Origin of the sequence: Burkholderia alba (assembly GCF_034721475.1) — a bacterium.
Lineage (GTDB): Bacteria > Pseudomonadota > Gammaproteobacteria > Burkholderiales > Burkholderiaceae > Burkholderia > Burkholderia alba.
Genome location: NZ_JAWJWL010000004.1, coordinates 320,642 through 346,450 on the forward strand (window position 1 = coordinate 320,642; position 25,809 = coordinate 346,450).

Sequence of the window (25,809 nt, forward strand, 5' to 3'; positions counted from 1 at the left end):
GCTCAGGCACCGGCGGGCGGCGGGTCGACGTCGATCGGCACGGCCAACCCCGTCTTGACGCGGCTCATCGCGACGAGCGTCTTGAAGCGCTTCACGTTGTTGTTGTTGAAGAACAACTCGCGCGTCAGTTCCGTGTACTGCTCCATGTGCCGGACCGCGAAGATCAGCACGAAATCCCACTCCCCCGCGACGTAATAGCACTGCTGGACCTGCGGGCAGGCGGCAAACGTCTGCTTCATCGCGTCGAGCAGATCGATCCGTTCGTTCGCGACCTCGACTTCCACGACGATGGTCAGCGGATAGCCGAGCGCGTCCGGCGCGACCACCGCGGTGTACTTCTCGATCGTGCCCTCGTCGTGCAGCCGCTTCAAGCGTCGGTTGACGGCCGCCGCCGACAGGTTCACGCGTGCGCCGAGTTCGCCTTGCGGCAAACGGGCGTCCTGCTGCAGTTCCGCCAGCAGCTTGCGGTCATAGGTGTCGAGTTCGGTCGGCATATCGGTCTGGCCCCTGCAACCGTATTGCATCCCGATGCGATGCGATGCAAAACCATTGCAATTCGGTGGGCGTAAGAGACGAGAAATCGCGCATTACACGCAATATGATTCCGGATCAGACCATTTCGCCGCGGTGCAGTCAAGGCCGAGCGAGCCGTACCGGAGCCTGCATGCTGATCCTCAATCCCCACGTGCGCCGTGCGCCCTATCCCGCCGATCTCGCCGCCGTCCTGAACATCGCCCGCGCCCATGAGAGCCGCGCGTGGCTGTCGCACTGGGAGCAGCTGCATCTCGCCGCGACGCCGCTGTACACGCTGCCGGGCCTCGCGCACCTGCTCGGCATCGCCAGGCTGGGCCTCAAGGACGAGTCGGTGCGTTCGCCGCTCGGCAGTTTCAAGGCGCTCGGCGCACCGATCGCGCTCGTGCGGCTGCTGCTGCGCAGCTTCCCCGACGCCGACTTCACGCCGTTCGAGCTGATTACCGGCCGGCGCCGCGCGCGGCTGCGCGACTTCACCGTGATCAGCGCGACCGACGGAAATCATGGCCGCGCACTCGCGGCCGCCGCGCAAAGCATCGGCTGCCGCTGCGTGATCGTGCTGCACGCGCACGTCGACACCGAGCGGGAGCGGGCCATCGCCGCGTTCGGCGCGAAGATCGTTCGCATCGCCGGCAACTACGACGAATCCGTCGCCGAAGCCGCGCGGCTCGCCGCGCGCAACGACTGGTACGTCGTCTCCGACACCTCCTACGACGGCTACGAAGCGGTGCCGCGCGACGTGATGCAGGGCTACGGCGCGATCGCCGCCGAACTCGTCGAACAGACCGATGCGCGTCCCGCCGCGCCCGCCTATACGCACGTCATCCTGCAAGGCGGCGTCGGCGGTCTGGCCGCCGGCATCGCCAGCTACCTGTGGGAATACCACGGCGCGCAGCGGCCGCGTTTCGTGATCGTCGAGCCGCAACAGGCCGACTGTCTGCTGCAGAGCGCCCGCGCGCGCCGTGCCGTGCATACCGAGGGCTCGGTCGACTCGGTGATGGCAGGACTCGCGTGCGGCGCGGCGTCGCCGCTTGCGTGGGATTTCCTCGAAGGCAGCATCGACTGTTTCATGACGATCGACGACAACGCCGCGACCGTCGCGATGCGGATGCTCGCGGCGGGCAACGCGCTGGACAGCCCGATCGTGTCCGGCGAATCCGGCGCGGCCGGCCTGGCGGGCCTCGTCGCGCTATGCAGCGATCCCGCCGCCGCCGCGGCCGCGGGGCTCGACGCCAGCTCCCGCGTGCTGCTCGTCAATACCGAGGGCGCGACCGCGCCGGCCGTCTATCACGCGCTGGTCGGCGAGACGGCGGAATCGGTGTTGCGCCGCCAGCGCATGTGGCGTCCGCGCGAAGCCGCGTGAACGGCGCGGCACCCTACCTCCACCCCGAACGCGGAGCCTGCCCCATGTATCGCGACGACACCGGGCTCAAGGCCCAGTTGATCCAGTGGCGCCACCATCTGCATCGCCATCCGGAAACCGGCTTCGGCGAGCATCGCACCGCCGAGTACACGGCCGGCATCCTCGCCGCGCTCGGGCTGCGCGTGCAGCCGGGTATCGGCGGCACGGGCTTCGTCGCCAGCCTGCGCGTCGGCGACGGACCGCGCGCGATCGGCCTGCGCGCCGAGATGGACGCGCTCGCGATCGCCGAGCAGGTGCCGGGACGCGCGCACGCGTCGTCGTTCGCCGGCACGATGCACGCATGCGGCCACGACGGCCACATGGCGATGATCCTCGGCGCGGCGCGGTTGCTGGCCGAACGGCGCGACTTCAACGGCACCGTGCATTTCGTCTTCCAGCCGGCCGAAGAGCACGGGCGCGGCGCGAAGGCGATGATCGCGGACGGCCTGTTCGAGCGCTTTCCGATAGCCGCGCTGTACGGCGCGCACAACATGCCCGGGATGCCGGCCGGCCACATCGCGACCCGCGCGGGCGGCATCATGGCGAGCGAGGACAACTTCGTGATCCGCATTCGCGGCCAGGGCGCACACGCCGCGCGGCCGCAGATGGGCGTCGACGCGCTCGTGATCGGCGCGCAGGTCGTGCTGGCGCTGCAGACGATCGTGTCGCGCAACGTCGATCCCGGCGTGTCCGCCGTCGTGTCGTGCACGGAATTCATCACCGACGGCATCCGCAACGCAACGCCGTCGAACGTGACTATCAAGGGCGACACGCGCAGCTACGCGCCCGAGGTCCAGGCGCTGCTGGAGCGGCGGATGCGCGAAATTTGCGACAGCGTCTGCGCGATGCATGGCGCGCACTGCGAGTTCGAGTACACGCACGAATTCGCGCCGACCGTGAACTCGGTCGACTGCGTGCCCGTCGCGCTGCAGGCCGCGCGCAACGTGGCGGGGCCCGACCGGGTGGACGGCGAGGTCGCGCCGATGATGATTTCCGAGGACTTCGGCGCGTTCCTGCAAGTCGTGCCCGGCGCGTTCGTGTTCATCGGCAACGGCGTGGCGGGCGAGCCGGGCGGGACGCCGCTCCACAATGCGGCCTACGACTTCAACGACGATATCCTGACGACCGGTGCGCGCTATTTCGCGGAACTGGTCCGGCTGGAACTGCCCGTTCGATGACGGACAGACGGTCCGGGCCGGTCGGACGGGCTCCCGTTCACCGGAACGGACGAACCGGCAACCCGCACGAACTCGAATTCTCCAGCGGAATATCAAGCATCGCGCCGCCGATTCGGTACGATGGCGCACCGGCTCGACGCCGGCGCACACCCCCGACAAGCCGGGCGCCGCCCGCTTCGCGGCGCCCCTTCTCCGTCACGATACCGAGGTCGACCGATGTCCATCGCCGCCGCGCTTTTCTTCGCAGGCCTGCTGTTGTGCAACTGCATTCCCCATCTCGTGCGAGGGCTGTGCGGCTTGCCGTTTCCGACGCCGTTCGCGACACCGCGCGGCGTCGGCGACTCGTCGGCGCGAACCAATCTGCTGTGGGGATTCGTCAATCTGGTTGCCGGACTGGCGATCCTGTCGCGCTACCCGGTGACGCTGCGCTTCGACATGCCGCTGACGGCCCTGCTGGCGGGCGGCCTCGTCGCGGGGCTTTACCTGTCGACGCATTTCGGCAAAGTCATGCGCGACCGGGGCGACCGCGCGGCGTGAGCGCTTTCGCGCTCCGCCGCCGCGCACGCCGCGTCAGCGATTGACCATCGCGAGCCCGCCCGCGGTGTAGCGCTCGCCCGACACGCCTACATCGCTCAGCACCGTATCGAGGCGCCGGATATCGTCCGGCAGCAGGTCGAGATCGGCGGCGGCGAGATTTTCCTCGAGATAGCGGCGGCGCTTCGTCCCGGGAATCGGCACGACATCCTCCCCGGCCCTCAGCACCCACGCGAGCGCCACCTGCGCGGCCGTGACGCCGCGCAGCGCCGCGATATCCTGGATGACCTGCGCGATCCGCTGGTTCGCGTCGAAGTTCTCCGCCTGAAAGCGCGGATCGTTATGCGCGCGGAAATCGCGATCGCCATACTCGTCGGCGCGCTTCGCCGTTCCGGTCAGAAAACCGCGCCCCAGCGGGCTGAACGGCACGAGCCCGATACCCAGCTCGCGGATGACGGGAATGATGCGCTCTTCCAGGTTGCGTTCCCAGATCGAGTATTCGCTTTGCAGCGCCGATACCGGCTGCACCGCGTGCGCGCGGCGGATCACGTCCTCACCCGCTTCCGACAGGCCGAAGTAACGCGCTTTGCCTTCGGCGATCAGATCCTTCACGGCGCCCGCGACCTCCTCGATCGGCACGTTCGGGTCGACACGGTGCTGATAGAGCAGATCGATATGATCGGTGCCGAGGCGCTTGAGCGACGCGTCGACCACGTCGCGAATATGCTCGGGCCGGCTGTCGGTACCGACCGCCTTGCCATCCTTGATCAGGATTCCGAACTTGGTCGCGATCGTCACTTCGTCGCGCCGGCCGGCGATCGCGCGGCCGAGCAGCGCCTCGTTCGCGAACGGACCGTAGACTTCCGCGGTATCGAGGAACGTGCAGCCCAGATCGATCGCGCGATGCAGCGTCGCGATCGACTCCTCGTCATCCGACGCGCCGTACGTGTCGCTCATGCCCATACAGCCGAGACCGATCTTCGATACTTCGAGGCCTTGACGGCCCAGCTTGCGTTTTCCCAACAAGATTGCTCTCCGGAACGGAATGCGCGCGGGCGCACGGACAGACGAACCGTGCGCATCGCGCGGCGATGAGGGATGCGGACGCTTCAGCGCCCGCCGAGATAGTCCTGCTTGCCGATCGACACGCCGCGGTGGCGCAGGATGTCGTAAGCGGTGGTCACATGAAAATAGAAATTCGGCAGCGAGAAACCGAGCAGATACGACTTGCCGTCGAACGTCTGCACGCCTTGCCGCGTCGGCAGCTCGATCGCGCGCGTCTCGCTGCCGTCCATCTGCGCGGGCTCGATCGTCTTGATGAAGTCGACCGTTTTCGCGATGCGGGCCTTCAACTCCGCCAGGGTCGATTCCGTATCGTCGAACGACGGTACCGCGACGCCCGCGAGTCGGGCCACCGCGCCCTTGGACGTGTCGCTGGCGCGCTGGATTTGCCCGGCGAGCGGCAGCATGTCGTCGAACAGGCGCGCCTGGACGAGTTGCGTCGGATCGTAGCCCTGCTCCTGCGCATGCGCGGCGCCCTTGTCGAGCAGGCCTGACAGATTGATGAGGCCGCGGGTGAAGGCGGGAACCGAGATGTCGTACATCGAAAGGGCCATGAAAACTCCTTCGGGCGGGTGGATTCGATCAGACGGATGAGCGCCGGCCGCAGCTTCGCGGCCGACGCCGGTTCGTAGCATAGATCGGATCGCTGGAAGTTGCTTGACGTAGCGCGTGGCTGTGCGCGGGGCGCTTTGGTGGGAAATGGAGCGTTTGCCGCGTACTTTGGGGCGAAGGACGGTAGATCCGCAGCCGGAAACGCGCCGTGCAAGCGTTTGCACGTGCGGCTGTCGGATGCATCTTGGTTGCGGACGCTTTGAGGGTGCGCTGCAAGAAGGCGGATTTGGATAGGTGGCCGAGCCCGGCACGCGGGTCGATCGTGGGTATCGATACTTATTCGATCCGCAAATTTCGTCGCACCGAGGCGGCTGGCGTGCGCGGTTCTGCCATATCCGATCGCGACGGCCGGCTGAGCGGTCAGTCGACGTTAAGTCCCGTCGGATTCAAACCCGTGGGGACAACATTCCGCTCGGAGCGCTACGGAAAATGATCAGCGCGCGAGCCAGTTGGATCGAGGAACGACCAGCTAGAAAATCACGCTCGACGTGATTTGCGGCTCGGGCTGGATTCAAGTTGGCCGACATACAACAAGGGCGCCTCACGGCGCCCTTGTTGTTCAATTCACTCCCACTCGATCGTCGCCGGCGGTTTCCCCGACACGTCATACACCACCCGATTGATCCCGCGAACCTCGTTGATGATCCGGTTCGACGCGCGCCCGAGCAGCGCATACGGCAGATGCGCCCAATGCGCGGTCATGAAATCCGTCGTCTGCACCGCGCGCAGCGCGGTCACGTAGTCGTACGTGCGCCCGTCGCCCATCACGCCCACCGACTTCACCGGCAGGAACACCGCGAACGCCTGGCTGGTGAGGTCGTACCAGCTCTTGCCGACCTGCGCTTCCTCGCACAGCCCCGCAGCCGCATCCTGCGCGGTCGCCTTCGTGTTGCGCAGCTCTTCGATGAAGATCGCATCCGCACGGCGCAGCAGCTCCGCGTAGTCGCGCTTCACTTCGCCGAGAATCCGCACGCCGAGGCCCGGGCCCGGGAACGGATGGCGATACACCATGTCGGCCGGCAGGCCGAGCGCCACGCCAAGCTCCCGCACTTCGTCCTTGAACAGATCGCGCAGCGGCTCGAGCAGCTTGAGCCCGAGCGTTTCCGGCAAACCGCCGACGTTGTGGTGGCTCTTGATCGTCGTCGCCTTCTTGGTCTTCGCGCCGCCCGATTCGATCACGTCCGGATAGATCGTGCCCTGCGCGAGCCACTTCGCATTCGACAGCTTCTTCGCCTCGGCCTGGAACACCTCGACGAATTCGCGGCCGATGATCTTGCGCTTCGCTTCCGGGTCGGTCACGCCGGCCAGGTGACCGAGGAACTGCTCGGCCGCATCCACGTGCACGACCTTCGCGTGCAGGCGGCCCGCGAACATGTCCAGCACCATCTGGCCTTCGTTCAGGCGCAGCAGGCCGTGATCGACGAATACGCAGGTCAGCTGGTCGCCGATCGCGCGGTGGATCAGCGCCGCGGCGACGCTCGAATCGACGCCGCCCGACAGCCCGAGAATCACCTCCTCGTCGCCGACCTGTTCGCGAATCCGCGCGACCGCTTCCTCGATGTGATCGCGCATGATCCAGTCGGGCTTCGCACCGGCGATATCGAGCACGAAGCGCTCGAGGATCTTGCGGCCCTGCACCGTGTGCGTCACTTCCGGATGAAACTGCACCGCGTAGTAGCCGCGCGCCTCGTCGGCCATCCCGGCGATCGGGCAGCTCGGCGTCGACGCCATCAGCTTGAAGCCTTGCGGCAATTCGCCGACCTTGTCGCCGTGGCTCATCCACACCTTCAGCATGCCGTGGCCTTCCGGCGTCGCGAAATCCTGGATGCCGTCGAGCAGGCGCGTGTGGCCGTGCGCGCGCACTTCCGCATAGCCGAATTCGCGATGATCGCTCCACTCGACCTTGCCGCCGAGCTGCGCGGCCATCGTCTGCATGCCGTAACAGATGCCGAGCACCGGCACGCCGAGGTCCCAGACCGCCTGCGGCGCGCGCATCTGCTGGTCTTCATACGTGCTCGCGTGGCTGCCGGAGAGAATCACGGCCTTCGGCGCGAATGCGCGCACGAAGTCGTCGGACACGTCGTTCGGATGGATCTCGCAGTAGACGTGCGCCTCACGGACACGCCGCGCGATCAGTTGGGTGACTTGCGAACCGAAGTCGAGAATCAGGATTTTGTCGTGCATGGCTGCGGACGGGATGAAGAACAAACAGGTAAGAAAAACAGCGCATGAAGCGCTGCATCAAAAACAGACCGGCGCCCCGGACAAAACCGGTTGGCCGCCAAGCCGCGCACAGCCGGCTCAGCCGTGAAACGGCGGACGCGGCGCGTCGTCGCGCGGCTGACCGGGTTCGGCCGTCGGACTCGTGGTATCGGCAGCGGATGAAACCGCCGGCTCCGCACCGCCGGTCCGCGCCGTTGCGACCGGCTCCGAGCGTTCGGGCACCGGCCGCGGCAGCACCGCCGCCGGTTCAGCCGAGCGTTGCGGTGCGCGCGCCTCGGCGACTTGCACCTTCTCGCGCCGCCGCACCGCGCCGGCCAGCCGCACGCCGCCCAACCCGATCACCAGCAGCACCGCCCCCGCGACCACCGACACCAACTGCCCGAACCCCGACAGCGCGGGCGTCCGCAGGCCGATCAGCCAGACCAGCATCACGACGCCCGTGAGCCAGTTCACATGGCCGACCGCCCGCGCGACGCCGGACGTCAAGCCGCCGTTGACGGCCGCATGCAGCGACAGCCACGCGAGCCCGAGCAGCGCAATGCCGAACGCCTGCCCGACCATCGCGGGTTCGACGCTGACCAGTTGCAGCATGTCGTACAGGGCCTTCCACGGCGTCAGCACGAACAGCAGGCCGAATCCGGCGAGCAGCAGAGCATCGAGAAGCAGAACGGCACGCAGCAACGGTTTCATCGGCGATCAGTCCACGTGGTAGTTGGGTGCTTCCTTCGTGATCTGCACGTCGTGCACGTGCGATTCGCGCATGCCGGCCGTCGTGATCTGCACGAACTCGGCCTTGTCGTGCAACTCGGCGATGCTGCGGCAGCCGCAGTAGCCCATGCTCGCGCGCACGCCGCCGATCAGCTGGAAGATGATCGCGTTGACCGAGCCCTTGTAGGCCACGCGGCCCTCGATGCCTTCCGGCACGAGCTTGTCGATGTTCGCGGAGTTGTCCTGGAAGTAGCGATCGGCCGCGCCGTCCTTCATCGCGCCGACGGAACCCATGCCGCGATACGACTTGTACTGGCGGCCCTGGTACAGGAACACGTCGCCCGGCGATTCTTCCGTGCCGGCGAACATGCTGCCCATCATCACGGCGTTCGCACCGGCGGCCAGCGCCTTCGACACGTCACCCGAGAAGCGCACGCCGCCGTCGGCAATGACCGGCACGCCGGTGCCCTTCAGCGCATCCGACACATTCGCGATCGCGCTGATCTGCGGCACGCCGACGCCCGCGACGATCCGCGTCGTGCAGATCGACCCCGGACCGATGCCGACCTTCACGCCGTCCGCGCCGTATTCGACCAGTGCCTTCGCGGCGGCGGCCGTCGCGATGTTGCCGCCGATCACCTCGACGTGCGGGTAGGTCGTCTTGACCCAGCGCACACGCTCGAGCACGCCCTTGCTGTGGCCGTGCGCGGTATCGACGACGATCACGTCGACACCCGCCTGCACCAGCAGCTCGACCCGCTCTTCGTTGTCCGCGCCGACGCCGACCGCCGCGCCCACGCGCAGCTTGCCGTGTTCGTCCTTGCAGGCGTCCGGGTGCTCGGTCTGCTTCGTGATGTCCTTGACGGTCATCAGGCCGCGCAGCTCGAACGCATCGTTGACGACCAGCACGCGCTCGAGGCGGTGGCTGTGCATCAGCGCCTTCGCTTCGGCGAGCGGCGTACCTTCCTTCACGGTGACGAGCCGCTCGCGCGGCGTCATGATCGACTTGACCGCCTCGTCGAGGCGGGTTTCGAAGCGCAGGTCGCGGTTCGTGACGATGCCGACGAGCTGCGCGCCCTCGACGACCGGGAAGCCCGAAATGCCATGCTGGCGAGACAGCGCGATCACGTCGCGCACCTTCATCTGCGGCGGCACCGTGATCGGGTCGCGCACGACGCCCGATTCGAAGCGCTTCACCTTCGCGACCTCGCGCGCCTGTTCGGCGGGCGTCAGGTTCTTGTGAACGATGCCGACGCCGCCTTGCTGGGCCATCGCGATCGCGAGGCGACCTTCGGTGACCGTGTCCATCGCGGCGGACACGAGCGGCATGTTCAGGGAGATGTTGCGGGTCAGCTGGGTCTTGAGGCTGGTGTCGCGCGGCAGAACGTCGGAGAACGCCGGGACGAGGAGCACGTCATCGAAAGTGAGTGCTTTTTGGATCAGACGCATGGCAAATCCTATAGGCGCAAAACCGAATTATACGCGAAGCGCCGTTAAATTTCACAACACGAACAACGGCTTAGCCCGATTCTCAGCGCACGGGGGCCGTGCGATTTCGATTCGCGATTCGGGTTGTTTTCAATCCGGTTTCGTTTTCAGGGCGCGAGCATCGCGGCCGAACATCCGAGCGCAACGCGAGCCGAGCCCGGCCGCATAGCGGCGGCTGCGCCCCGGTATGCGGCCCGGCACGTTGTCTTCTCGGGCTCCGGCGCCGCGCCGGCGTGCAGGAATAAACAAGACGCCCGGCGCGCACGCCGCTAAGATGCGCGCTCGAACGGATTCTTGCGGAGTAGTCGATGCGGCGCGGCGTAGCCTATGGTGTACTGGCGGGAGCCCTCTGGGGCATGGTGTTCCTGGTTCCCAGGCTGCTGAGCGATTTCTCCCCGCTGCTGCTGAGCGCGGGGCGCTACGCGATGTACGGGCTCGTATCGCTCGCGGCCGCCCTGCCCGCGGCCCGCTCGCTGCTCGCGCGGCTCACGCGCGACGACCTCGCCGCGCTCGTCAGGCTCGCCATCGTCGGCAACGTCGCGTACTACATGCTGCTGTCGAGCGCCGTCCACCTGATCGGCATCGCGCCCAGTTCCCTGATCGTCGGCGTGCTGCCCGTCACCGTGACGCTCGCGGGCCTCGGCGACCACGGCTCGGTGCCGCTCAGGCGGCTCATCGTGCCGCTCGCGCTGGTGATCGCGGGCATCGCCTGCATCAACGTCGACCTGTTCACGTCGGAGGCCGCGCACGCAACCACGCTCGCGCAGAAGCTCGCGGGTATCGCCTGCGCGACCGGCGCGCTCGCCAGTTGGACCTGGTACGCGGTCGCGAACGCCCGCTATCTGCGTCGCCACCCTCATTTCGGCGGCAACGAATGGTCGCTGCTGTGGGGTGTCGTGACGGGCCTGATCGGCGGCCTGTGCTGGCTCGCGATCCTCGCGCTGCCCGCAGGCACGGTGCAGACGGCGCTGCCCGCCGAACGCTGGCAGCTGTTCTGGCTGCTGAACCTCGGTCTCGCGATCGGCGCATCGTGGCTCGGCAACGGTCTATGGAATGCCGCGTCGAAGCGGTTGCCGCTCACGCTGTCCGGCCAGTTGATCGTCTTCGAGACCGTATTCGCGCTGTGCTATGCGTTCATCTACGACCAGCGGCTGCCGCGCATGCTCGAGATCGCCGCGCTCGCGCTGTTGCTGGCGGGCGTCTACGGCTCCGTGCGCCAGCACGGCGACGCGGGGCCGGCGAACGGCGATCAGGACGATCTGACGGCCAAGCTGCCCGCCCATTGAGCCGGCACCGCCCAAGCGGCGGCATTCCATCGGAAGAATGATCCTCGTTTCGACAAAAAGCCCCGCGGCACGAGCCGGCGGGGCTTTTTGTCGGGCGCGCGGCGCGGCGGGCCGGCTAACGCGAGTCCTTGTTCTGCCACTTCCGGCCCTCGATCGAACCGGCACGGCGGGATTTGTCGACCCGCCGCTGGCGGGCCGCTTTCGGATCGACGACGAGCGGCCGGTAGATCTCGACCCGGTCATGCTCCGCCACCCGGGCGTCGAGCGGCGCGAGCTTGCCGAAGATGCCGGTCTTCAGTACGCCGAGGTCGATCTCGGGATGGCGCGCCAGCACGCCGCTCGCGTCGATCGCGTCGCGCACCGTCGCGCCGTCCGGCACCTCGACGTCGATCAGGGTCTGCTGCCCGGGCAGCGCGTAACAAACTTGCACCGCAAGCATTCGCCTACCCCTTGCCGTAGCGCTGATCCGCGCGTTTCACGAACGAATCGACGAACGTGTTCGCGATATGGCTGAACACCGGCCCGATGATCTTCTCGAGGATGATGTTCGAGAATTCGTAGTGCAGCGCGAACTCGATCTTGCAGGCATCGGCCCGCAGCGGCGTGAAGCGCCAGGAGCCGGTGAACTTGCGAAACGGGCCGTCCGTGAACTCCATGTCGATGCGGGTCGGGCGCTGCTGGGTGTTGCGGGTCGCAAAATGCTGCTTGATACCCTTGAAGTTGATGTCGATCCGCGCCTCCATGCCGGTATCGTCCTGGCGACGCACCTCCACGCCGCCGCACCACGGCAGGAAGTTGGGGTAGTCGGCGACGTCGGTGACGAGGTCGAACATCTGTTCCGCCGAGTGGCGGATCAATACGGTTTTCTGGACATCTGCCATAAATTGCGCGGCATCGCTAGGAAGAATACGCAAGCCGGGCGAAGACCGCCCCGCTTTGCTAAAATCGTGATTTTAAACGAGTTGGCCATTTCCCTTCATGAGCATCATCGATAACAGGAAAGCCTTCTTCGATTATTTCATCGAGGAACGCTATGAAGCGGGGCTCGTGCTCGAAGGATGGGAGGTCAAAGCATTGCGCGCCGGACGTGGGCAGATCAAGGAAGGCTACGTCGTCGTGCGCGATGCCGAGATCTTCCTGATCGGCACGCACATCAGCCCGCTACCCGAGGCCTCGACGCACATCCAGCCCGACCCGGTCCGCACCCGTAAGCTGCTCCTGCATCGTGACGAGATCAAGAAATTGATCGGCAAGGTCGAGCAGCGCGGCTATACGCTCGTGCCACTCAATTTTCACTACAAGGGCGGCCGGGTCAAATGCGAGATCGGCCTCGCGAAAGGCAAGAAGCTGCACGACAAGCGCGAAACCGAGAAGAAACGCGACTGGGAACGCGAAAAGGCGCGCATCATGCGCTCTGCCGCCTGACGGCTCCCGCCGCGCCCGAACAAAAAAAGGCCCGCTCTTTCGAGCGGGCCTTTTTCATTGCGCGGCGAATCGCCCGCTCAGCCCTTGGCCGCCCCCGGCGCGGCGCGATTGACGATCGTCAGCGCCGACGCGATCGCCGTGCCGAGATCCGACATGTTGGACGGCACGATCAACGTATTGCCCTGCTTCGCGAGATTGCCGAACGCGCCCACATACTGTTCGGCGATCTTGAGGTTCACCGCGTCCATCCCGCCCTGCGACTGGATCGCCTGCGCGATTTTCTGGATCGCCTGCGCGTTGGCCTCCGCCACCGCGAGAATCGCCGCAGCCTGCCCCTGTGCCTGATTGATCGCGGCCTGCCGCTCGCCCTCCGACTTCTGGATCGCCGCCTCGCGTCCGCCCGACGCGATGTTGATCTGTTCCTGCTTGCGCCCTTCCGATGCCGCGATCAGCGCGCGCTTCTCGCGCTCCGCGGTGATCTGAGCCTGCATCGCATGCAGGATTTCCTTCGGCGGCGTCAGATCCTTGATCTCGTAGCGCAGCACTTTCACGCCCCAGTTCGCGGCGGCCTCGTCAAGCGCCGACACGATGCTGTGGTTGATGAAATCGCGCTCCTCGAAGGTCTTGTCCAGTTCGAGTTTGCCGATCACGGAGCGCAGCATGGTCTGCGACAGCTGGGTGATCGCGAGCACGAAGTTGCTCGACCCGTACGACGCTTTCATCGGGTCCATCACCTGGAAGTACAGCACGCCGTCAACCTGCAACTGCGTGTTGTCGCGCGTAATGCAGACCTGGCTCGGCACGTCGAGCGGGATTTCCTTCAGCACATGGCGATAGGCGATGCGGTCGACGAACGGCAGCACGATGTTGAGGCCCGGCGACAATGTCGCGTGATAGCGGCCGAACCGCTCCAGCACCCATGCATGCTGTTGCGGGACGATTTTCACGGTTTGCGAGATGATCACAAACACGATGACGAGCAAGACTACCCAGACGATGAGCGAATCCATGAAGCGTGTCCTCCTTATATGAGCTGATGGTCCATTCAGCCGGTCATGCGGCGGCTTCGGCCTTCGCGCCGACGATCAGGCAATTGCCCCGCACCGCGCGCACTTCGTAGAGCGCCGCATCGTCGCGCTCGCCATCGGCGAGTTCGACGTCCCACTGCGCGCCGCGATACTGCGCGCGGGCGCGGCGATCCTGCCAGTGCGCAACGGCGATCGTCGCGCCGATATCCAGATTGATGTCCGGATTCGCCGACGTATCGCGCTTCTGCTTGCGGCCGAGCCCCGAGCGGCGCAGCGCGATCACCGCGACGAGCGCCACCAGCGTGGCCGCCGCCAGTTGCCAATGCGGCTCGCCGCCCGCGAGATGCACGAGGCCGCCCGCGAGAAAACCCAGCGCGATCATCAGCAGATAAAACGTTCCCGTCAGCAACTCCGCGACGACGAGCACGCCGACACCGATCCACCAAAACAGATGGCCTGACAACATTTCATCCTCCCCAAGCAAAAACACCCCGGCGGTACCGGGGTGTTATAGCACGATCCTTTCAAATCACCTACAGTCGGGCGGCAATCCGCCGCCACCCGATTGGACGGTTCATGCCGTTACTTCTTCGATGCGGCCAAAGCTTGCCACGTTTCGACGATCGTATCCGGATTCAGCGAGATCGACGCGATCCCTTCTTCCGTCAGCCACTGCGCGAAATCCGGATGATCGGACGGACCCTGGCCGCAAATGCCGACGTACTTGTCCAGCTTGCGGCACGCGTCGATCGCGCGCTTGAGCATGAACTTGACCGCCGGATCGCGTTCGTCGAAATCGACCGCGAGCAGTTCCATGCCGGAATCGCGGTCGAGGCCGAGCGTCAGCTGCGTCAGGTCGTTCGAACCGATCGAGAAGCCGTCGAAGTGCTGCAGGAACTCTTCGGCGAGGATCGCGTTCGACGGCACTTCGCACATCATCACGAGACGCAGGCCGTTGTGGCCGCGCTTCAGGCCGAACTTCGCGAGCAGCCCGACGACACGCTCCGCCTGCTTCACGGTACGGACGAACGGCACCATGATCTCGACGTTGTCGAGGCCCATCTCGTCGCGCACGCGCTTGAGCGCGATGCACTCCATCTCGAACGCCTGCGCGAAATCGTCGGAGATATAGCGCGACGCACCGCGGAAGCCCAGCATCGGGTTTTCCTCGTCCGGCTCGTAGCGCGAGCCGCCGATCAGCTTCTTGTACTCGTTCGACTTGAAGTCGGACAGGCGCACGATCACGGGCTTCGGATAGAACGCCGCGGCGATCGTCGCGATGCCTTCGGTCAGCTTGTCGACGTAGAACGCGCGCGGCGACGCGTGGCCTCGCGCCACGCTCTCGACCGCCTTCTTCAGGTCCTGGTCGATGTTCGGGTACTCGAGGATCGCCTTCGGATGCACGCCGATGTTGTTGTTGATGATGAACTCGAGACGCGCCAGCCCGACGCCGGCGTTCGGCAGCTGCGAGAAGTCGAACGCGAGCTGCGGGTTGCCGACGTTCATCATGATCTTCACCGGGATCGACGGCAGTTCGCCGCGCTGCACCTCGGTGACCTCGGTTTCGAGCAGACCGTCGTAGATCTTGCCTTCGTCGCCTTCGGCGCACGACACCGTGACGAGCGCGCCGTCCTTCAGCACGTCGGTCGCGTCGCCGCAGCCCACCACGGCCGGCACGCCCAGCTCGCGCGCGATGATCGCCGCGTGGCAGGTCCGGCCGCCGCGATTCGTGACGATCGCGGATGCGCGCTTCATCACCGGCTCCCAGTTCGGATCGGTCATGTCGGCGACCAGCACGTCGCCCGGCTGCACGCGCTCCATCTCCGACGGATCGTGGATCACGCGAACGGGGCCCGCGCCGATCTTCTGACCGATCGCACGGCCGGTCGCGATCACCTGCGACTGGCCCTTCAGCTTGAAGCGCTGCTCGGCCTTGCCGCTCGCCTGGCTCTTCACCGTCTCAGGACGCGCCTGCAGGATGAAGATCTTGCCGTCGCGGCCATCCTTGCCCCACTCGATGTCCATCGGACGCTGGTAGTGCTTCTCGATGATGACCGCATACTTCGCCAGCTCGATCACGTCGGCGTCGGTGATCGAATAGCGGTTGCGCTGTTCGTGCGAGACGTCGACCGTCTTCACGCGGCCCGGCTCGCCCGGCTGCGTGAACTCCATCTTGATCAGCTTCGAGCCGATCGAGCGGCGAATGATCGGGTACTTGTCCTGCGCGAGCGTGGTCTTGAAGACGTAGAACTCGTCCGGGTTCACCGCGCCCTGCACGACGGTCTCGCCGAGGCCGTAGCTCGACGTGATGAACACGGCATCCTTGAAGCCCGACTCGGTGTCGAGCGTGAACATCACGCCCGCCGCGCCGACGTCCGAGCGCACCATCCGCTGCACCCCCGCCGACAACGCGACTTCGGCGTGCGTGAAGCCCTTGTGGACGCGGTAGGAGATCGCGCGATCGTTGTACAGCGACGCGAACACGTGCTTCATGCGATCGAGCACGTCGCTCACGCCGACGACGTTCAGGTAGGACTCCTGCTGGCCGGCGAACGACGCGTCGGGCAGATCCTCGGCCGTCGCCGACGAACGCACGGCGAACGACAGCTCTTCAGGCGAGCTGTTCTGGAGAATTTCGAACTGCGCGCGGATTTCCGCCTCAAGACGCGCCTGCATCGGCGCGTCGACGATCCATTTGCGGATTTCGCCGCCCGCTTCCGCGAGCGCCTTCACGTCGTCGATATCGAGCGACTCGAGACGCTGGGCGATACGTTCGGTGAGGTTGTTGTGCTTGAGGAAATCGCGAAACGCCAGCGCGGTGGTCGCGAAGCCGGTCGGCACCTGAACGCCGGCCTCGGCGAGCTGGCTGATCATCTCGCCCAGGGACGCGTTCTTGCCGCCCACGACTTCTACATCGGTCATCCGCAACTGCTCGAACGGAATTACATACGCCTGGTCCTTTGCGACGTTTGCTGCGTTAGTCATACAAGCCCCTAAGTGTGAAAAAAATACTCGATCGCGCACGTGGGCTCGCGCACGTCCACTTGCAAGAAAGCGGGACGCGCAGTGCACAACCTGTTAGATAAACGCTCGCGACAGCCGAAAACACCGTGCGCAGTTTGCAAAAATCCCGGCAGAAAGGCGAAAAAGTAGACAAATCGCCGAACTTGCCGGGAATCTTTTATTCAGCCGCAACGGAAAAGCGCGCATCGCGCCGCCTTCCCCCGCAAGTGCTTATCCAACAGGTTGCCGCTATTCTACCGTGCCGGCCGCGCGATGTGGCGCCGGCGGGTTGCAACGGTGCTCTAGCCCGCACCGCCCGCCGCGACGGGCTCCGGCGGGGCGCTCGGACGGACGGGCGCCCCGCCGTCGATCAGCAGGTAGCCGCGACTGCGGTTGTCGTTGTCCGCGTCCGGCGTGTTCATCGCCGCATACAGATCGGCGGTGCGCACCCAGACGGGCTGTAGCGCGACACGTCGAGGATCAGAAAGCGGTCCGCCGCCGCGTCGTAGGCGGCGAGCGGCGAGATGTGGCCGCCCGTCTGCTGCCCGAGCTGCCTGCGCAGATAGTTGACGAGCACATAGCGGCCGGGCCGGCCGAGATAGGCGGCCGCCTCCGAGCGAAACGCATCCACCGATCCGTCCGCCGCATGCCGCACCCTGCCCTCGATTCCGCTGACCTCCGCCAGCGCGCCGAGCTGGTCGAGCGTCATGCCGCGCCGCGCGATCAGCGCCCGCGGGCGAATCCTGTCGGTAGCGGCGTTCAGCAGGTTGTCCTGCGTGAAGTAGTGATACGGCGGGTATTGCGCGGCAGCCGGCGCGGGTACCTGCAGCGCGTTCAGGACCATCACCAGCGATGCGACCCCGCAGTAGGTCTCGGTCAGTTGCGTGACGAACTGGTTGCCGAGCGGCACATAAGCGGCCCGCGCATCGCTTTCGACGAGCAGGCGCTCGCCGGCCGGACTGCCGAGATCGATCAAGCCGGACGGCAGCGGCAGCGTCTGCGCATGGACGAGCCCGCAGACCGCGACCGCCGCCAGCATGCGGATTCGCATGGTTCGCATTCGTTCCCTCGCTTCGGAGTCGACAACGATCGCCGCCCTTCGGGGGCAGCCGCCGCCCACGTCGCACGACGCGCACGACGCGGCCCGGCCGAGCTTAACGCGAATCCGGCCGGGCCGTCGGCCATGCGTCGCCCGTGCCGATCCTGCGTGGGATACGCAAAGCCGCCGCCGGTGCGCCGGACCGGACGGGCCGCCTGCTAGAATGGCCGCTCAAGGCTGCACGGCGCAGCCATCACCGTTCACGTTCGACGCTCCGATTCATGCCTCCTACCGTATTCATCGTCTCCGACGGCACGGGGATCACCGCCGAAACCTTCGCGCACTCGATCCTGTCCCAGTTCGACCAGAAATTCCGGCTCGTCCGCGTGCCGTTCATCGATTCGGTCGACAAGGCCTACTCCGTCGTGGAACGGATCAACGAAGCCGCCGAGCACGACGGCCGCCGCCCGATCGTGTTCACGACGCTCGTCGACGGCGAGTCGAACGAGATCGTGAAGCGCTCGAATGCGCTCGTGCTCGACATGTTCCAGCGCTTCGTCGAACCGCTCGAGCAGGAACTGCAGCTGAAGTCGAGCCACGCGATGGGACGCGGGCATCAGAACGCGGACACCGAGGAATACAAAACCCGGATCGAGGCGATCAACTTCTCTCTCGCCCACGACGACGGCCAGTCGAACCGCAATCTCGCCGAGGCCGACGTGATCCTGGTCGGCGTGTCGCGCAGCGGCAAGACGCCGACGAGCCTCTACCTCGCGATGCAGTACGGCGTGAAGGCCGCCAACTATCCGCTGATCCCGGAAGATTTCGAACGCGGCAAGCTGCCGTCGTCCCTGATCGCGCATCGCGACAAGCTGTTCGGGCTGTCGATCGATCCGCAGCGGCTGTCGGAGATCCGCAACGAGCGCAGGCCCGGCAGCAAGTACGCGGCGCCGGAGAACTGCCGGTACGAGATCAACGAAGCCGAAGCGATGATGCGGCGAGAAGGGATCAAGTGGCTGTCCTCGACGCACAAGTCGATCGAGGAAATCGCCACGACGATCCTGCAGGAAATCAAGCTCGAGCGGCAATCGTACTGAGTCGCCTGCCCCGCCGCACAGTAAAAAAGCCCGCACGCCGCGGGCTTTTTCTTCGGCTGCGCGGTGCGCGCCGCATCATCCGCCGCGCTGCTGCCGGCACTGCTCGAACAGGCAGACCGCCGCCGCCGCCGCGACGTTCAGCGACTCCATGCCGCCCGGTTGCGGAATCGTCACCCTGTAGGCGGCGGCCTCGCGCCAGGGTGCCGACACGCCCGCGCCTTCGTTGCCGAACACCCAGGCCACGGGCCGCGACAGGTCGCAATCGTAGATCGCCTGCGCGCCGTGCGAATCGGTCAACGCGACGGAAACGTCGAGCCGCGCGCGCAGCCCCTCCGCGTCGACGTCTTCATACACGTCCAGCAGGAAATGCGCGCCCATGCCCGAGCGCAGCACTTTCGACGACCACGCATGCGCGGTGCCGGGCATGCAGAACACGTGCTTCACGCCGGCCGCGGCCGCGCTGCGCAGAATCGATCCGACGTTGCCCGCATCCTGCACGCCGTCGAGCACGACGCTCGTCCGCGTCACCCGCGCCGGCAGTGCGGGCGCCGGCGTCGCGACCAGCATCAGGAAGCCGATGCCGTTCACCACGCCCGACAGCTGGCCGAACAGCGCGTCCGGCAACGTAACCAGCCGGTTCGGGTCGATGCGATCGGCGATCCGCTGCGCTTCATCGAGCTGCCACGCGCTGTCCGTGGCGATGCAGAGCGCCGGCTGGCCCGCCGCATCCAGATACGCGCTCGCCAGGTGGAGTCCTTCGAGCAGCGCCTGGCCGCTGCGGCGCTGCTGCTGCGTCGACCCGGCAAGCGCTTTCAAGCGCTTGTAGAGCGGGTTGTCGCGCGACGTGATGACTTTCATCGGGACAACGCGAGCGCGGCGCGCACCGGCGCGAACGAGCGGCGATGCTCGTCGCACGGCCCGTGCTCGCGCAGCGCCGCGAGATGCCTGGCGGTGCCGTAGCCCGCATGCACGTTGAACCCGTACACGGGGAAACGGGCGTGCAGTTCGACCAGCATCCGGTCACGCGTGACCTTCGCGAGAATCGATGCCGCGGAGATGCTCGGCACCAGCGCATCGCCGCCGACGATCGCCTCGCTGCGGATCGACAGCGTCGGGCAGCGGTTGCCGTCGATCTGCGCGAGCGTCGGCCGCATCGGCAGGCCTTCGACCGCCCGCTTCATCGCGAGCATCGTCGCATGCAGGATGTTGAGCGTGTCGATTTCCTCGACCGTCGCGGACGCCACGCAATAGGCGTGCGCATGCGCGACGATCTGGTCGAACAGGCGTTCGCGCTTCTTCGCGCTCAGCACCTTCGAATCGTCGAGTCCGTCGATCGGCCTTGCCGGATCGAGAATCACGGCAGCCGCGACGACCGGTCCGGCCAGCGGGCCACGCCCGGCTTCGTCGACGCCGCAGACGAGTTCGCCGGGCGCGTTGAAATCGAGACCATCCTGAGCCGCTGCGGCCGCGCGCGCGCGCGGCGTTCGCGTGGCGTTCATATCCGGGGTTTCCTGCTGTCGAGCACGCGCGCCACAGCTTCGGCGGCGCGCTGGGCCGTGTTCTGGCGCAATGCGTGATGCATGTCGGTAAAGATGTCGGTCAGCGTGCGGCGGTTCGCTTCGTCGCGCAATTGCGTGAGCGTCGCATCGGCCAGCGCCTCGGGCGTCGCGAAGTGCTGCAGCAGCTCGGGCACGACAAAGCGGCCGGCCAGAATGTTCGGCAGCCCGACATACGGCAGATACCCCTGCCGACGCATGATCTGTCCCGTGAGCCAGGGCACCTTGTACGAGATCACCATCGGCTTCTTGAGCAGCGCCGCTTCGAGCGTGACCGTGCCGCTTTTCACCAGGATCGCGTCGGCGGCCGTCATCGCAAGCTGCGAACGGCCGTCGGTCAAGGTCAGCGACAACTGCGGATGCGCGTCGACGAGCGGCTGCAGCAGCTCGCGAAGCGCGGGCGTCGCCGCCGGCATCACGAAGCGCACGCCCGGCTCGCGCTGCTGCATCAGCGCCATCGCCGCGAAGAAGGTCGGGCCGATCAGCTGGATCTCCGAGCGGCGGCTGCCCGGCAGCACCGCGATCACCGGCCCGGTATCGGGCAGACCGAGCGCGATGCGCGCACCGTGCGTGTCCGGCTCCAGCGGGATCTCGTCGGCAAGCGGATGGCCGACGTAGGTCGCCGCCACGCCGGACTTCTCGAGCAGCGCGGTTTCGAACGGAAACACGCACAGCATGTGATCGACGGCCTTCACGATTTTCTTGATCCGGCCGCCGCGCCACGCCCAGATCGACGGACAGACGAAATGGATCGTCGGAATGCCCGCGTCGCGCAGCGCGTGTTCGAGGCCGAAATTGAAGTCGGGCGCATCGACGCCGATGAACGCGTCGGGCGGCTCCGCGAGCAGTTGCCGCTTCAGCTCGCCGCGGATACGCAGGATCTCGGGAATATGGCCGAGCGCTTCGACGTAGCCGCGCACCGTCAGTTTGTCCATCGGCCAGTGCGCGTCGAAGCCCGCCGCGGTCATGCGCGGGCCCCCGATCCCGTAGTAACGGGACGACGCCGGCAGGCGCGCATTGAGGCCGCCCAGCAGCGACGCCGCGAGCAGATCGCCCGACGGCTCGCCGGCGACGAGCGCGAGCCGCAGCGGATTCGGTTGGAGCGCCATCGTCAGCGGATAATGCCGCGCTGCGACGCGTCGATGAAGTCGACGAACGCCGTCACGGCCGCATCGCCCTCGCCGCCCGCCGACGCCAGCTCGCGCAACTGCACCTTCGCTTCCTCGAGCGACAGGCTGTTCTTGTAGACCAGCCGGTACGCGCTGCGCAGCGCGGAAATCGCGTCCGGCGTGAAGCCGCGGCGGCGCAGGCCTTCGACGTTGATGCCGTGCGGCTCGGCCTTGTTGCCCGCCGCGATCACGAACGGCGGCACGTCCTGGACCAGCGCCGATGCGCCGCCCAGCATCGAATGCGCGCCGATGCGCACGAACTGATGCACGCCCGACATCCCGCCGACGATCGCCCAGTCGCCGATCTCGACGTGGCCCGCCATCTGCGCGTTGCTCGACAAGATCGCGTGATTGCCGACCCGGCAATCGTGACCGATGTGCACGTACGCCATGATCCAGTTGTCGTCGCCGAGAATCGTGACGCCGGTGTCCTGCACCGTGCCGGTGTGGATCGTCGTGAATTCGCGGATCGTGTTGCGATCGCCGATCACGAGCCGGGTCGGCTCGTCCTTGTATTTCATGTCCTGCGGGCGACCGCCCACCGACGCGTAGTGGCCGATGCGATTGTCCGCGCCGATCGTCGTATGGCCCTCGATCACGCTGTGCGAACCGATCGTGGTGCCCGCTCCGATCGTGACATGGGCGCCGACGACCGCGTAAGGGCCGATCTCGACCGATTCGTGGATCTGCGCGCCCGGCTCGACGATCGCCGTGGAATGAATCCTGCTCATACGCCCTTGCCTCTCAGTGAATAAGTCGCGTTGCGTTGCCGTGTGCGTGCCGCGCGCCCGTTCAGGGCGCCGCGTCGGTCGTCTTGACCGTACACATCAGCTCGGCTTCCGCCGCGACCTTGCCGTCCACTTCCGCGACCGCCTTGAATTTCCAGATACCGCGGATATAGCGTTGAAACGTGACGTTCAGAATTAGTTGATCGCCCGGCTCGACCACGCGCTTGAAGCGCGCGCCGTCGATCCCGACGAAGTAGTACAGCGTGTTTTCCGGATCCTTCGGCTGCTCTTCGGCGAACGTCAGCAGCGCGGCGGCCTGCGCGAGCGCTTCCAGGATCAACACGCCCGGCATCACCGGCCGCTTCGGGAAGTGCCCCGTGAAGAACGGCTCGTTGATCGTCACGTTCTTCAGTGCCTTGATGCCCTTGTGCGGTTCGAGCTCGAGCACGCGATCGACGAGCAGGAACGGATAGCGATGCGGCAGCAGCGCGAGGATCTTGTGGATGTCGAGGTTGATGTTTTCAGTGCTCATGATGGTTCGTCTCACGCAATGGCTGCGCGGTGATGACTGCAAATACCGATGCGGGCCGCGGCGGCGACGGCCGCTCGCGATCCGGTTGATCGGGCCGGCCGGTTGTGGGCAACGGCCGGCCCGGCCCGAATGATGCGTTCCTATGCGCCGGCGCCGCCGTCCCGCGCGGCAAGCGCGGTTTCGAGTGCCTTGATGCGATCGCGCAACTTGTCGAGATTGCGCACCAGGGCGGCGCTCTTGTTCCAGTCGCCATGGTCGACGGCCGGAAACGCGCTGGTGTAAATGCCGGCTTTCGGCAGCGATTTCGACACGCCCGACTTCGCGGTGACGATCACGTAATCGCCGAGCGTCACGTGACCGGCAATGCCAACCGCCCCGCCGATCATGCAATGGCGGCCGATCGTCGTGCTGCCGGCGATCCCGGCACTGCCGGCGATCACCGTATAGGCGCCGATCCGGCAGTTGTGGCCGATCTGCACGAGATTGTCGATCTTCACGCACGCTTCGATCACGGTGTCCGCCATCGCGCCGCGATCGATCGTCGTGTTCGCGCCGATTTCGACGTCCGGCCCGATCGACACGCCGCCGACCTGCGGGATCTTGACCCAGTTGCCGGTACGCGCATCGCCGTCGCCGACGAAGTCGGGCGCGAAACCGAAACCGTCGGAGCCGATCACCGCGCCGGCGTGCACGATGGCACGCGGGCCGATCCTGCAGCCGTGATAGACGGTGACGTTCGGGTAGAGGTGCGAGCCGTCGCCGATCTGCGTACCGCGGCCGACGACGACGTGCGCATCGAGCTGGACGTGCTCGCCGATCACCGCGCCCGCCTCGACCGTGACGTACGGACCGATCACCGCGCTCGCTGCCACTTGCGCGGCCGGGTCGACCGTCGCGCTCGGATGCACGCCCGCGGCGCGCTGCGGCGCGGCGAGATCGATGAACATCTGCGCGACGCGAGCGAAGTACGCGTAGGGATTCGGCGTGACGATGAAATTGCGGCCGTCTTGCGCCGCGCCGAGCCTCTCGAGATCGCGCGGCGCGATCAGCACGGCGCCCGCGCGGGTGGCGTCCACCTGCGCCAGGTACTTGGGATTCGCGAGGAATGCGAGCTGGTGCGGCTCCGCCTGATCGAGCGGCGCCAGGCTACCTACCCGGCACTGACGATCGCCGACGATTTCGCCGCCGAACCGTTTTACGAGTTCCTCAAGCGTCAATGCCATTCGCTGTTCGCTCCGTTCAGTTCAACGAACCGGAAGGCGATGCGAGCGCCTTCAGCACCTTGTCGGTGATGTCGATGCGCGGGCTGACGTAAACCGCTTCCTGCACGATCAGATCGTAGTTCTGCTGCTCCGCGATCTGCTTGATGACCTTGTTCGCCTTGTCCAGCACGGCCGCCAGTTCTTCGTTGCGGCGCTGGTTCAGATCCTCTCGGAACTCGCGCTGCTTGCGCTGGAAGTCCGTGTCGAGCTGCGCGAGATCGCGCTGCTTCTGCGCGCGGTCGTTGGTGGACATCGTCGGACCGTTCTTGTCGAGCGAATCCGACAGCGTTTTCAGCTTCGCCGCCATGTCCTGCAGATCCTTGTCGCGCTTCGCGAACTCGGCTTCGAGCTTCGTCTGCGCCGCTTTCGCGGGCGCCGACTCGCGCAGGATCCGATCCGAATTGACCGCCGCGATGCGGGCGACGTCCTGTGCGTGCGCGGCCGTTGCGCCCAGCGCAACCGCCAGCGTCACCGCGCACATCACTCGTTTCGAAAACTTACCGGTTAGCAAAATTACCCTCTCGATGCTGTAGTCAATGCTGGTTCGATCAGAACGCCGTCCCGATCTGGAACTGGAACTTCTGGTACTGATCGCCTTCGTGTTTCTGCAGCGGGAAGCCCAGGCTCAGCTTGAGCGGCCCGATCGGCGAGATCCACGCAAGACCGACGCCGTAGCCGTAGCGCAGGCCGTTCGCGCCGGTGCTGGTGCCGCCCGGCGTGTCGCCCCAGACGTTGCCGCCGTCGAGGAACGTGAACACGCGCAGCGTGCGGTCGTAGCCGGTGCCCGGCAGCGGGAACGTCAGCTCGATGTTACCCACCACCATCTTCGAGCCGCCGATCGGATCGTTCGTGATCTTGTCGCGCGGGCCCAGCGAGCTCGGCTCATAGCCCCGCACCGAGCCGATACCGCCCGCGTAGTAGTTCTTGAAGATCGGATACGGATTGCCCACACCGTTACCGTACCCGCCCTGCAGGTTCAGGCCCAGGATGAAGCCGCGCGCAAACGAATAGTAATACTGCGCCTGCAGGTCCATCTTGTAGTACTGGATCTTGCCCACCGGCGCGCCGTATTCGGCGTTCGCCTGCGTGAAGTAGCCGCGGCTCGGGATCAGCGCGCTGTCGCGCTGGTCGCGCGACCAGCCGATCGTCAGCGGCACGGTATTCGACACGCGGCCGAACTGCTGGACGTAATCCTGGTAGGCGGCCGGCGTATTCGAATCGACGTCGAGGCGGTTCTGCTCGAAGCCCGCGCCGAAATACACCGTGTCGGTTTCCGAGAACGGGATGCCGAACTTGAGATTGCCGCCCATCGTGATGATGCGGAAGCTGGAGCTGGTCGAGTAGTACAGCGGCTGGTACGTGCGGTAGTACACGTCGGTGATCCGCCTGATCCCGTCGACCGTGAAGTACGGATCGACCTGCGTGACGGTCAGCGTCCGGTAGCTCTTCGCGGTGTTGACGTTGACCGCGAGGCTGGTACCCGAGCCGAACACGTTGTCCTGCGACACGCCGGCCGACAGCACGACCTTGTCCGTCGACGAGAAACCCGCGCCCAGCGTGATCGCGCCGGTCGGCTTCTCGGCGACCTTCACGTTCACGTCGACCTGGTCGTTCGTGCCTTCGACCGGCACCGTCGTCACGTCGACGTCGGTGAAGTAGCCGAGACGGTTCACGCGGTCCTTCGACAGCGCAAGGCGGCCCGAATCGAACCACGAGCTTTCGAGCTGGCGCATTTCGCGGCGCACCACCTCGTCGCGGGTACGCGTGTTGCCGACGATGTTGACGCGGCGCACGTACACGCGACGGCTCGGATCGACCACCAGCGTCAGGTTCACCTTGTGGCTCGCCTGATCGATTTCCGGCTGCGCATTGACGGTCGCGAACGCATAGCCGTACTCGCCGAGCTTGTCGACGATCGCGCGCGTGGTCTTCTGCAGCTTGTCCGC

25 protein-coding genes and 1 pseudogene are annotated in these 25,809 nt (G+C 66.2%); 6 read left to right on the forward strand and 20 right to left on the reverse strand.

Annotated elements, in window-relative coordinates:
• Positions 1 to 2: 2 nt before the first annotated feature.
• On the reverse strand, positions 3 to 494 hold the full coding sequence (locus RZR99_RS06505) for an Lrp/AsnC family transcriptional regulator (protein ID WP_323118915.1): 492 nt from the start codon (positions 492 to 494) through the stop codon (positions 3 to 5).
• 170 nt (positions 495 to 664) lie between these two features.
• Here RZR99_RS06505 and RZR99_RS06510 point away from each other — a divergent pair, with 170 nt between their 5' ends.
• The 3 genes from RZR99_RS06510 (at position 665) to RZR99_RS06520 (ending at position 3,648) form a co-directional block, all read left to right on the forward strand.
• A complete protein-coding gene (locus RZR99_RS06510; protein ID WP_323118916.1) occupies positions 665 to 1,894 on the forward strand; it encodes a diaminopropionate ammonia-lyase in 1,230 nt (409 codons plus the stop codon).
• Positions 1,895 to 1,938: 44 nt separating this feature from the next.
• A complete protein-coding gene (locus tag RZR99_RS06515) occupies positions 1,939 to 3,111 on the forward strand; it encodes a M20 aminoacylase family protein (protein WP_323118917.1) in 1,173 nt (390 codons plus the stop codon).
• 216 nt (positions 3,112 to 3,327) lie between these two features.
• Positions 3,328 to 3,648, forward strand: a complete 321-nt coding sequence (locus RZR99_RS06520) for a hypothetical protein (protein WP_323118918.1) — start codon at positions 3,328 to 3,330, stop codon at positions 3,646 to 3,648.
• 33 nt (positions 3,649 to 3,681) lie between these two features.
• Here RZR99_RS06520 and RZR99_RS06525 read toward each other — a convergent pair whose 3' ends face one another.
• The 5 genes from RZR99_RS06525 to guaB all read right to left on the reverse strand — a co-directional run bounded on the left by RZR99_RS06525 (position 3,682) and on the right by guaB (position 9,699).
• Positions 3,682 to 4,671, reverse strand: a complete 990-nt coding sequence (locus RZR99_RS06525; RefSeq protein WP_323118919.1) for an aldo/keto reductase — start codon at positions 4,669 to 4,671, stop codon at positions 3,682 to 3,684.
• A gap of 83 nt (positions 4,672 to 4,754) precedes the next feature.
• Complete coding sequence (locus RZR99_RS06530; RefSeq protein WP_323118920.1) at positions 4,755 to 5,261, reverse strand: DUF1993 domain-containing protein; 507 nt, start codon at positions 5,259 to 5,261, stop codon at positions 4,755 to 4,757.
• Between the two features lie 622 nt (positions 5,262 to 5,883).
• Complete coding sequence (guaA, locus tag RZR99_RS06535) at positions 5,884 to 7,503, reverse strand: glutamine-hydrolyzing GMP synthase (protein ID WP_323118921.1); 1,620 nt, start codon at positions 7,501 to 7,503, stop codon at positions 5,884 to 5,886.
• Positions 7,504 to 7,620: 117 nt separating this feature from the next.
• Positions 7,621 to 8,232: a hypothetical protein gene (locus RZR99_RS06540; RefSeq protein WP_323118922.1), complete on the reverse strand. Its 612-nt coding sequence runs from the start codon at positions 8,230 to 8,232 to the stop codon at positions 7,621 to 7,623.
• A gap of 6 nt (positions 8,233 to 8,238) precedes the next feature.
• A complete protein-coding gene (gene guaB, locus RZR99_RS06545) occupies positions 8,239 to 9,699 on the reverse strand; it encodes an IMP dehydrogenase (RefSeq protein WP_323118923.1) in 1,461 nt (486 codons plus the stop codon).
• A gap of 347 nt (positions 9,700 to 10,046) precedes the next feature.
• Here guaB and RZR99_RS06550 point away from each other — a divergent pair, with 347 nt between their 5' ends.
• Entirely contained in the window at positions 10,047 to 11,024 is a 978-nt protein-coding gene (locus RZR99_RS06550) for a DMT family transporter (RefSeq protein ID WP_323118924.1), read from the forward strand.
• Positions 11,025 to 11,139: 115 nt separating this feature from the next.
• Here RZR99_RS06550 and RZR99_RS06555 read toward each other — a convergent pair whose 3' ends face one another.
• A complete protein-coding gene (locus tag RZR99_RS06555) occupies positions 11,140 to 11,463 on the reverse strand; it encodes an RnfH family protein (RefSeq protein WP_323118925.1) in 324 nt (107 codons plus the stop codon).
• A 4-nt stretch (positions 11,464 to 11,467) separates the two neighbouring features.
• Positions 11,468 to 11,905: a type II toxin-antitoxin system RatA family toxin gene (locus tag RZR99_RS06560; protein ID WP_323118926.1), complete on the reverse strand. Its 438-nt coding sequence runs from the start codon at positions 11,903 to 11,905 to the stop codon at positions 11,468 to 11,470.
• A 97-nt stretch (positions 11,906 to 12,002) separates the two neighbouring features.
• Between RZR99_RS06560 and smpB the strand changes: the two genes are divergently transcribed.
• Positions 12,003 to 12,449: an SsrA-binding protein SmpB gene (gene smpB, locus RZR99_RS06565; RefSeq protein WP_323118927.1), complete on the forward strand. Its 447-nt coding sequence runs from the start codon at positions 12,003 to 12,005 to the stop codon at positions 12,447 to 12,449.
• A 77-nt stretch (positions 12,450 to 12,526) separates the two neighbouring features.
• On the opposite strand, the gene RZR99_RS06570 is transcribed toward smpB, so the two are convergent.
• The 4 genes and pseudogenes from RZR99_RS06570 to RZR99_RS06585 form a co-directional block, all read right to left on the reverse strand.
• The gene (locus RZR99_RS06570) at positions 12,527 to 13,459 is read right to left on the reverse strand and encodes an SPFH domain-containing protein (protein WP_323118928.1); all 933 of its coding nucleotides are present in this window, start codon (positions 13,457 to 13,459) and stop codon (positions 12,527 to 12,529) included.
• Positions 13,460 to 13,502: 43 nt separating this feature from the next.
• On the reverse strand, positions 13,503 to 13,943 hold the full coding sequence (locus RZR99_RS06575) for an NfeD family protein (protein ID WP_323118929.1): 441 nt from the start codon (positions 13,941 to 13,943) through the stop codon (positions 13,503 to 13,505).
• A gap of 116 nt (positions 13,944 to 14,059) precedes the next feature.
• Positions 14,060 to 16,462: a phosphoenolpyruvate synthase gene (ppsA, locus tag RZR99_RS06580; RefSeq protein ID WP_323118930.1), complete on the reverse strand. Its 2,403-nt coding sequence runs from the start codon at positions 16,460 to 16,462 to the stop codon at positions 14,060 to 14,062.
• Positions 16,463 to 16,782: 320 nt separating this feature from the next.
• A pseudogene (locus tag RZR99_RS06585) lies at positions 16,783 to 17,519 on the reverse strand (phytochelatin synthase family protein).
• 281 nt (positions 17,520 to 17,800) lie between these two features.
• Here RZR99_RS06585 and ppsR point away from each other — a divergent pair.
• Positions 17,801 to 18,616, forward strand: coding sequence for a posphoenolpyruvate synthetase regulatory kinase/phosphorylase PpsR (gene ppsR, locus RZR99_RS06590; protein WP_323118931.1), 816 nt, complete (start codon positions 17,801 to 17,803; stop codon positions 18,614 to 18,616).
• A gap of 75 nt (positions 18,617 to 18,691) precedes the next feature.
• Here the strand turns inward: ppsR and RZR99_RS06595 are convergent, their stop codons facing one another.
• From RZR99_RS06595 to bamA, 8 genes are all read right to left on the reverse strand, one after another.
• Complete coding sequence (locus tag RZR99_RS06595; protein ID WP_323118932.1) at positions 18,692 to 19,474, reverse strand: TrmH family RNA methyltransferase; 783 nt, start codon at positions 19,472 to 19,474, stop codon at positions 18,692 to 18,694.
• On the reverse strand, positions 19,471 to 20,115 hold the full coding sequence (rnhB, locus tag RZR99_RS06600; RefSeq protein ID WP_323118933.1) for a ribonuclease HII: 645 nt from the start codon (positions 20,113 to 20,115) through the stop codon (positions 19,471 to 19,473). The genes RZR99_RS06595 and rnhB overlap by 4 nt, the downstream gene beginning before the upstream one ends.
• Positions 20,112 to 21,281: a lipid-A-disaccharide synthase gene (gene lpxB, locus RZR99_RS06605; protein WP_323118934.1), complete on the reverse strand. Its 1,170-nt coding sequence runs from the start codon at positions 21,279 to 21,281 to the stop codon at positions 20,112 to 20,114. Before lpxB ends, rnhB begins: the two co-directional genes overlap by 4 nt.
• Before the next feature lie 2 nt (positions 21,282 to 21,283).
• Entirely contained in the window at positions 21,284 to 22,072 is a 789-nt protein-coding gene (gene lpxA, locus RZR99_RS06610; protein ID WP_323118935.1) for an acyl-ACP--UDP-N-acetylglucosamine O-acyltransferase, read from the reverse strand.
• 61 nt (positions 22,073 to 22,133) lie between these two features.
• A complete protein-coding gene (gene fabZ, locus RZR99_RS06615; RefSeq protein ID WP_323118936.1) occupies positions 22,134 to 22,601 on the reverse strand; it encodes a 3-hydroxyacyl-ACP dehydratase FabZ in 468 nt (155 codons plus the stop codon).
• Between the two features lie 140 nt (positions 22,602 to 22,741).
• Positions 22,742 to 23,824 (reverse strand): UDP-3-O-(3-hydroxymyristoyl)glucosamine N-acyltransferase, encoded by a 1,083-nt coding sequence (lpxD, locus tag RZR99_RS06620; RefSeq protein ID WP_323118937.1) that lies wholly within the window; start codon positions 23,822 to 23,824, stop codon positions 22,742 to 22,744.
• 16 nt (positions 23,825 to 23,840) lie between these two features.
• Positions 23,841 to 24,344, reverse strand: a complete 504-nt coding sequence (locus RZR99_RS06625) for an OmpH family outer membrane protein (protein WP_323118938.1) — start codon at positions 24,342 to 24,344, stop codon at positions 23,841 to 23,843.
• Between the two features lie 67 nt (positions 24,345 to 24,411).
• Positions 24,412 to 25,809 (reverse strand): outer membrane protein assembly factor BamA (bamA, locus tag RZR99_RS06630; protein ID WP_323118939.1); only part of this gene is annotated, 1,398 nt, incomplete at its 5' end.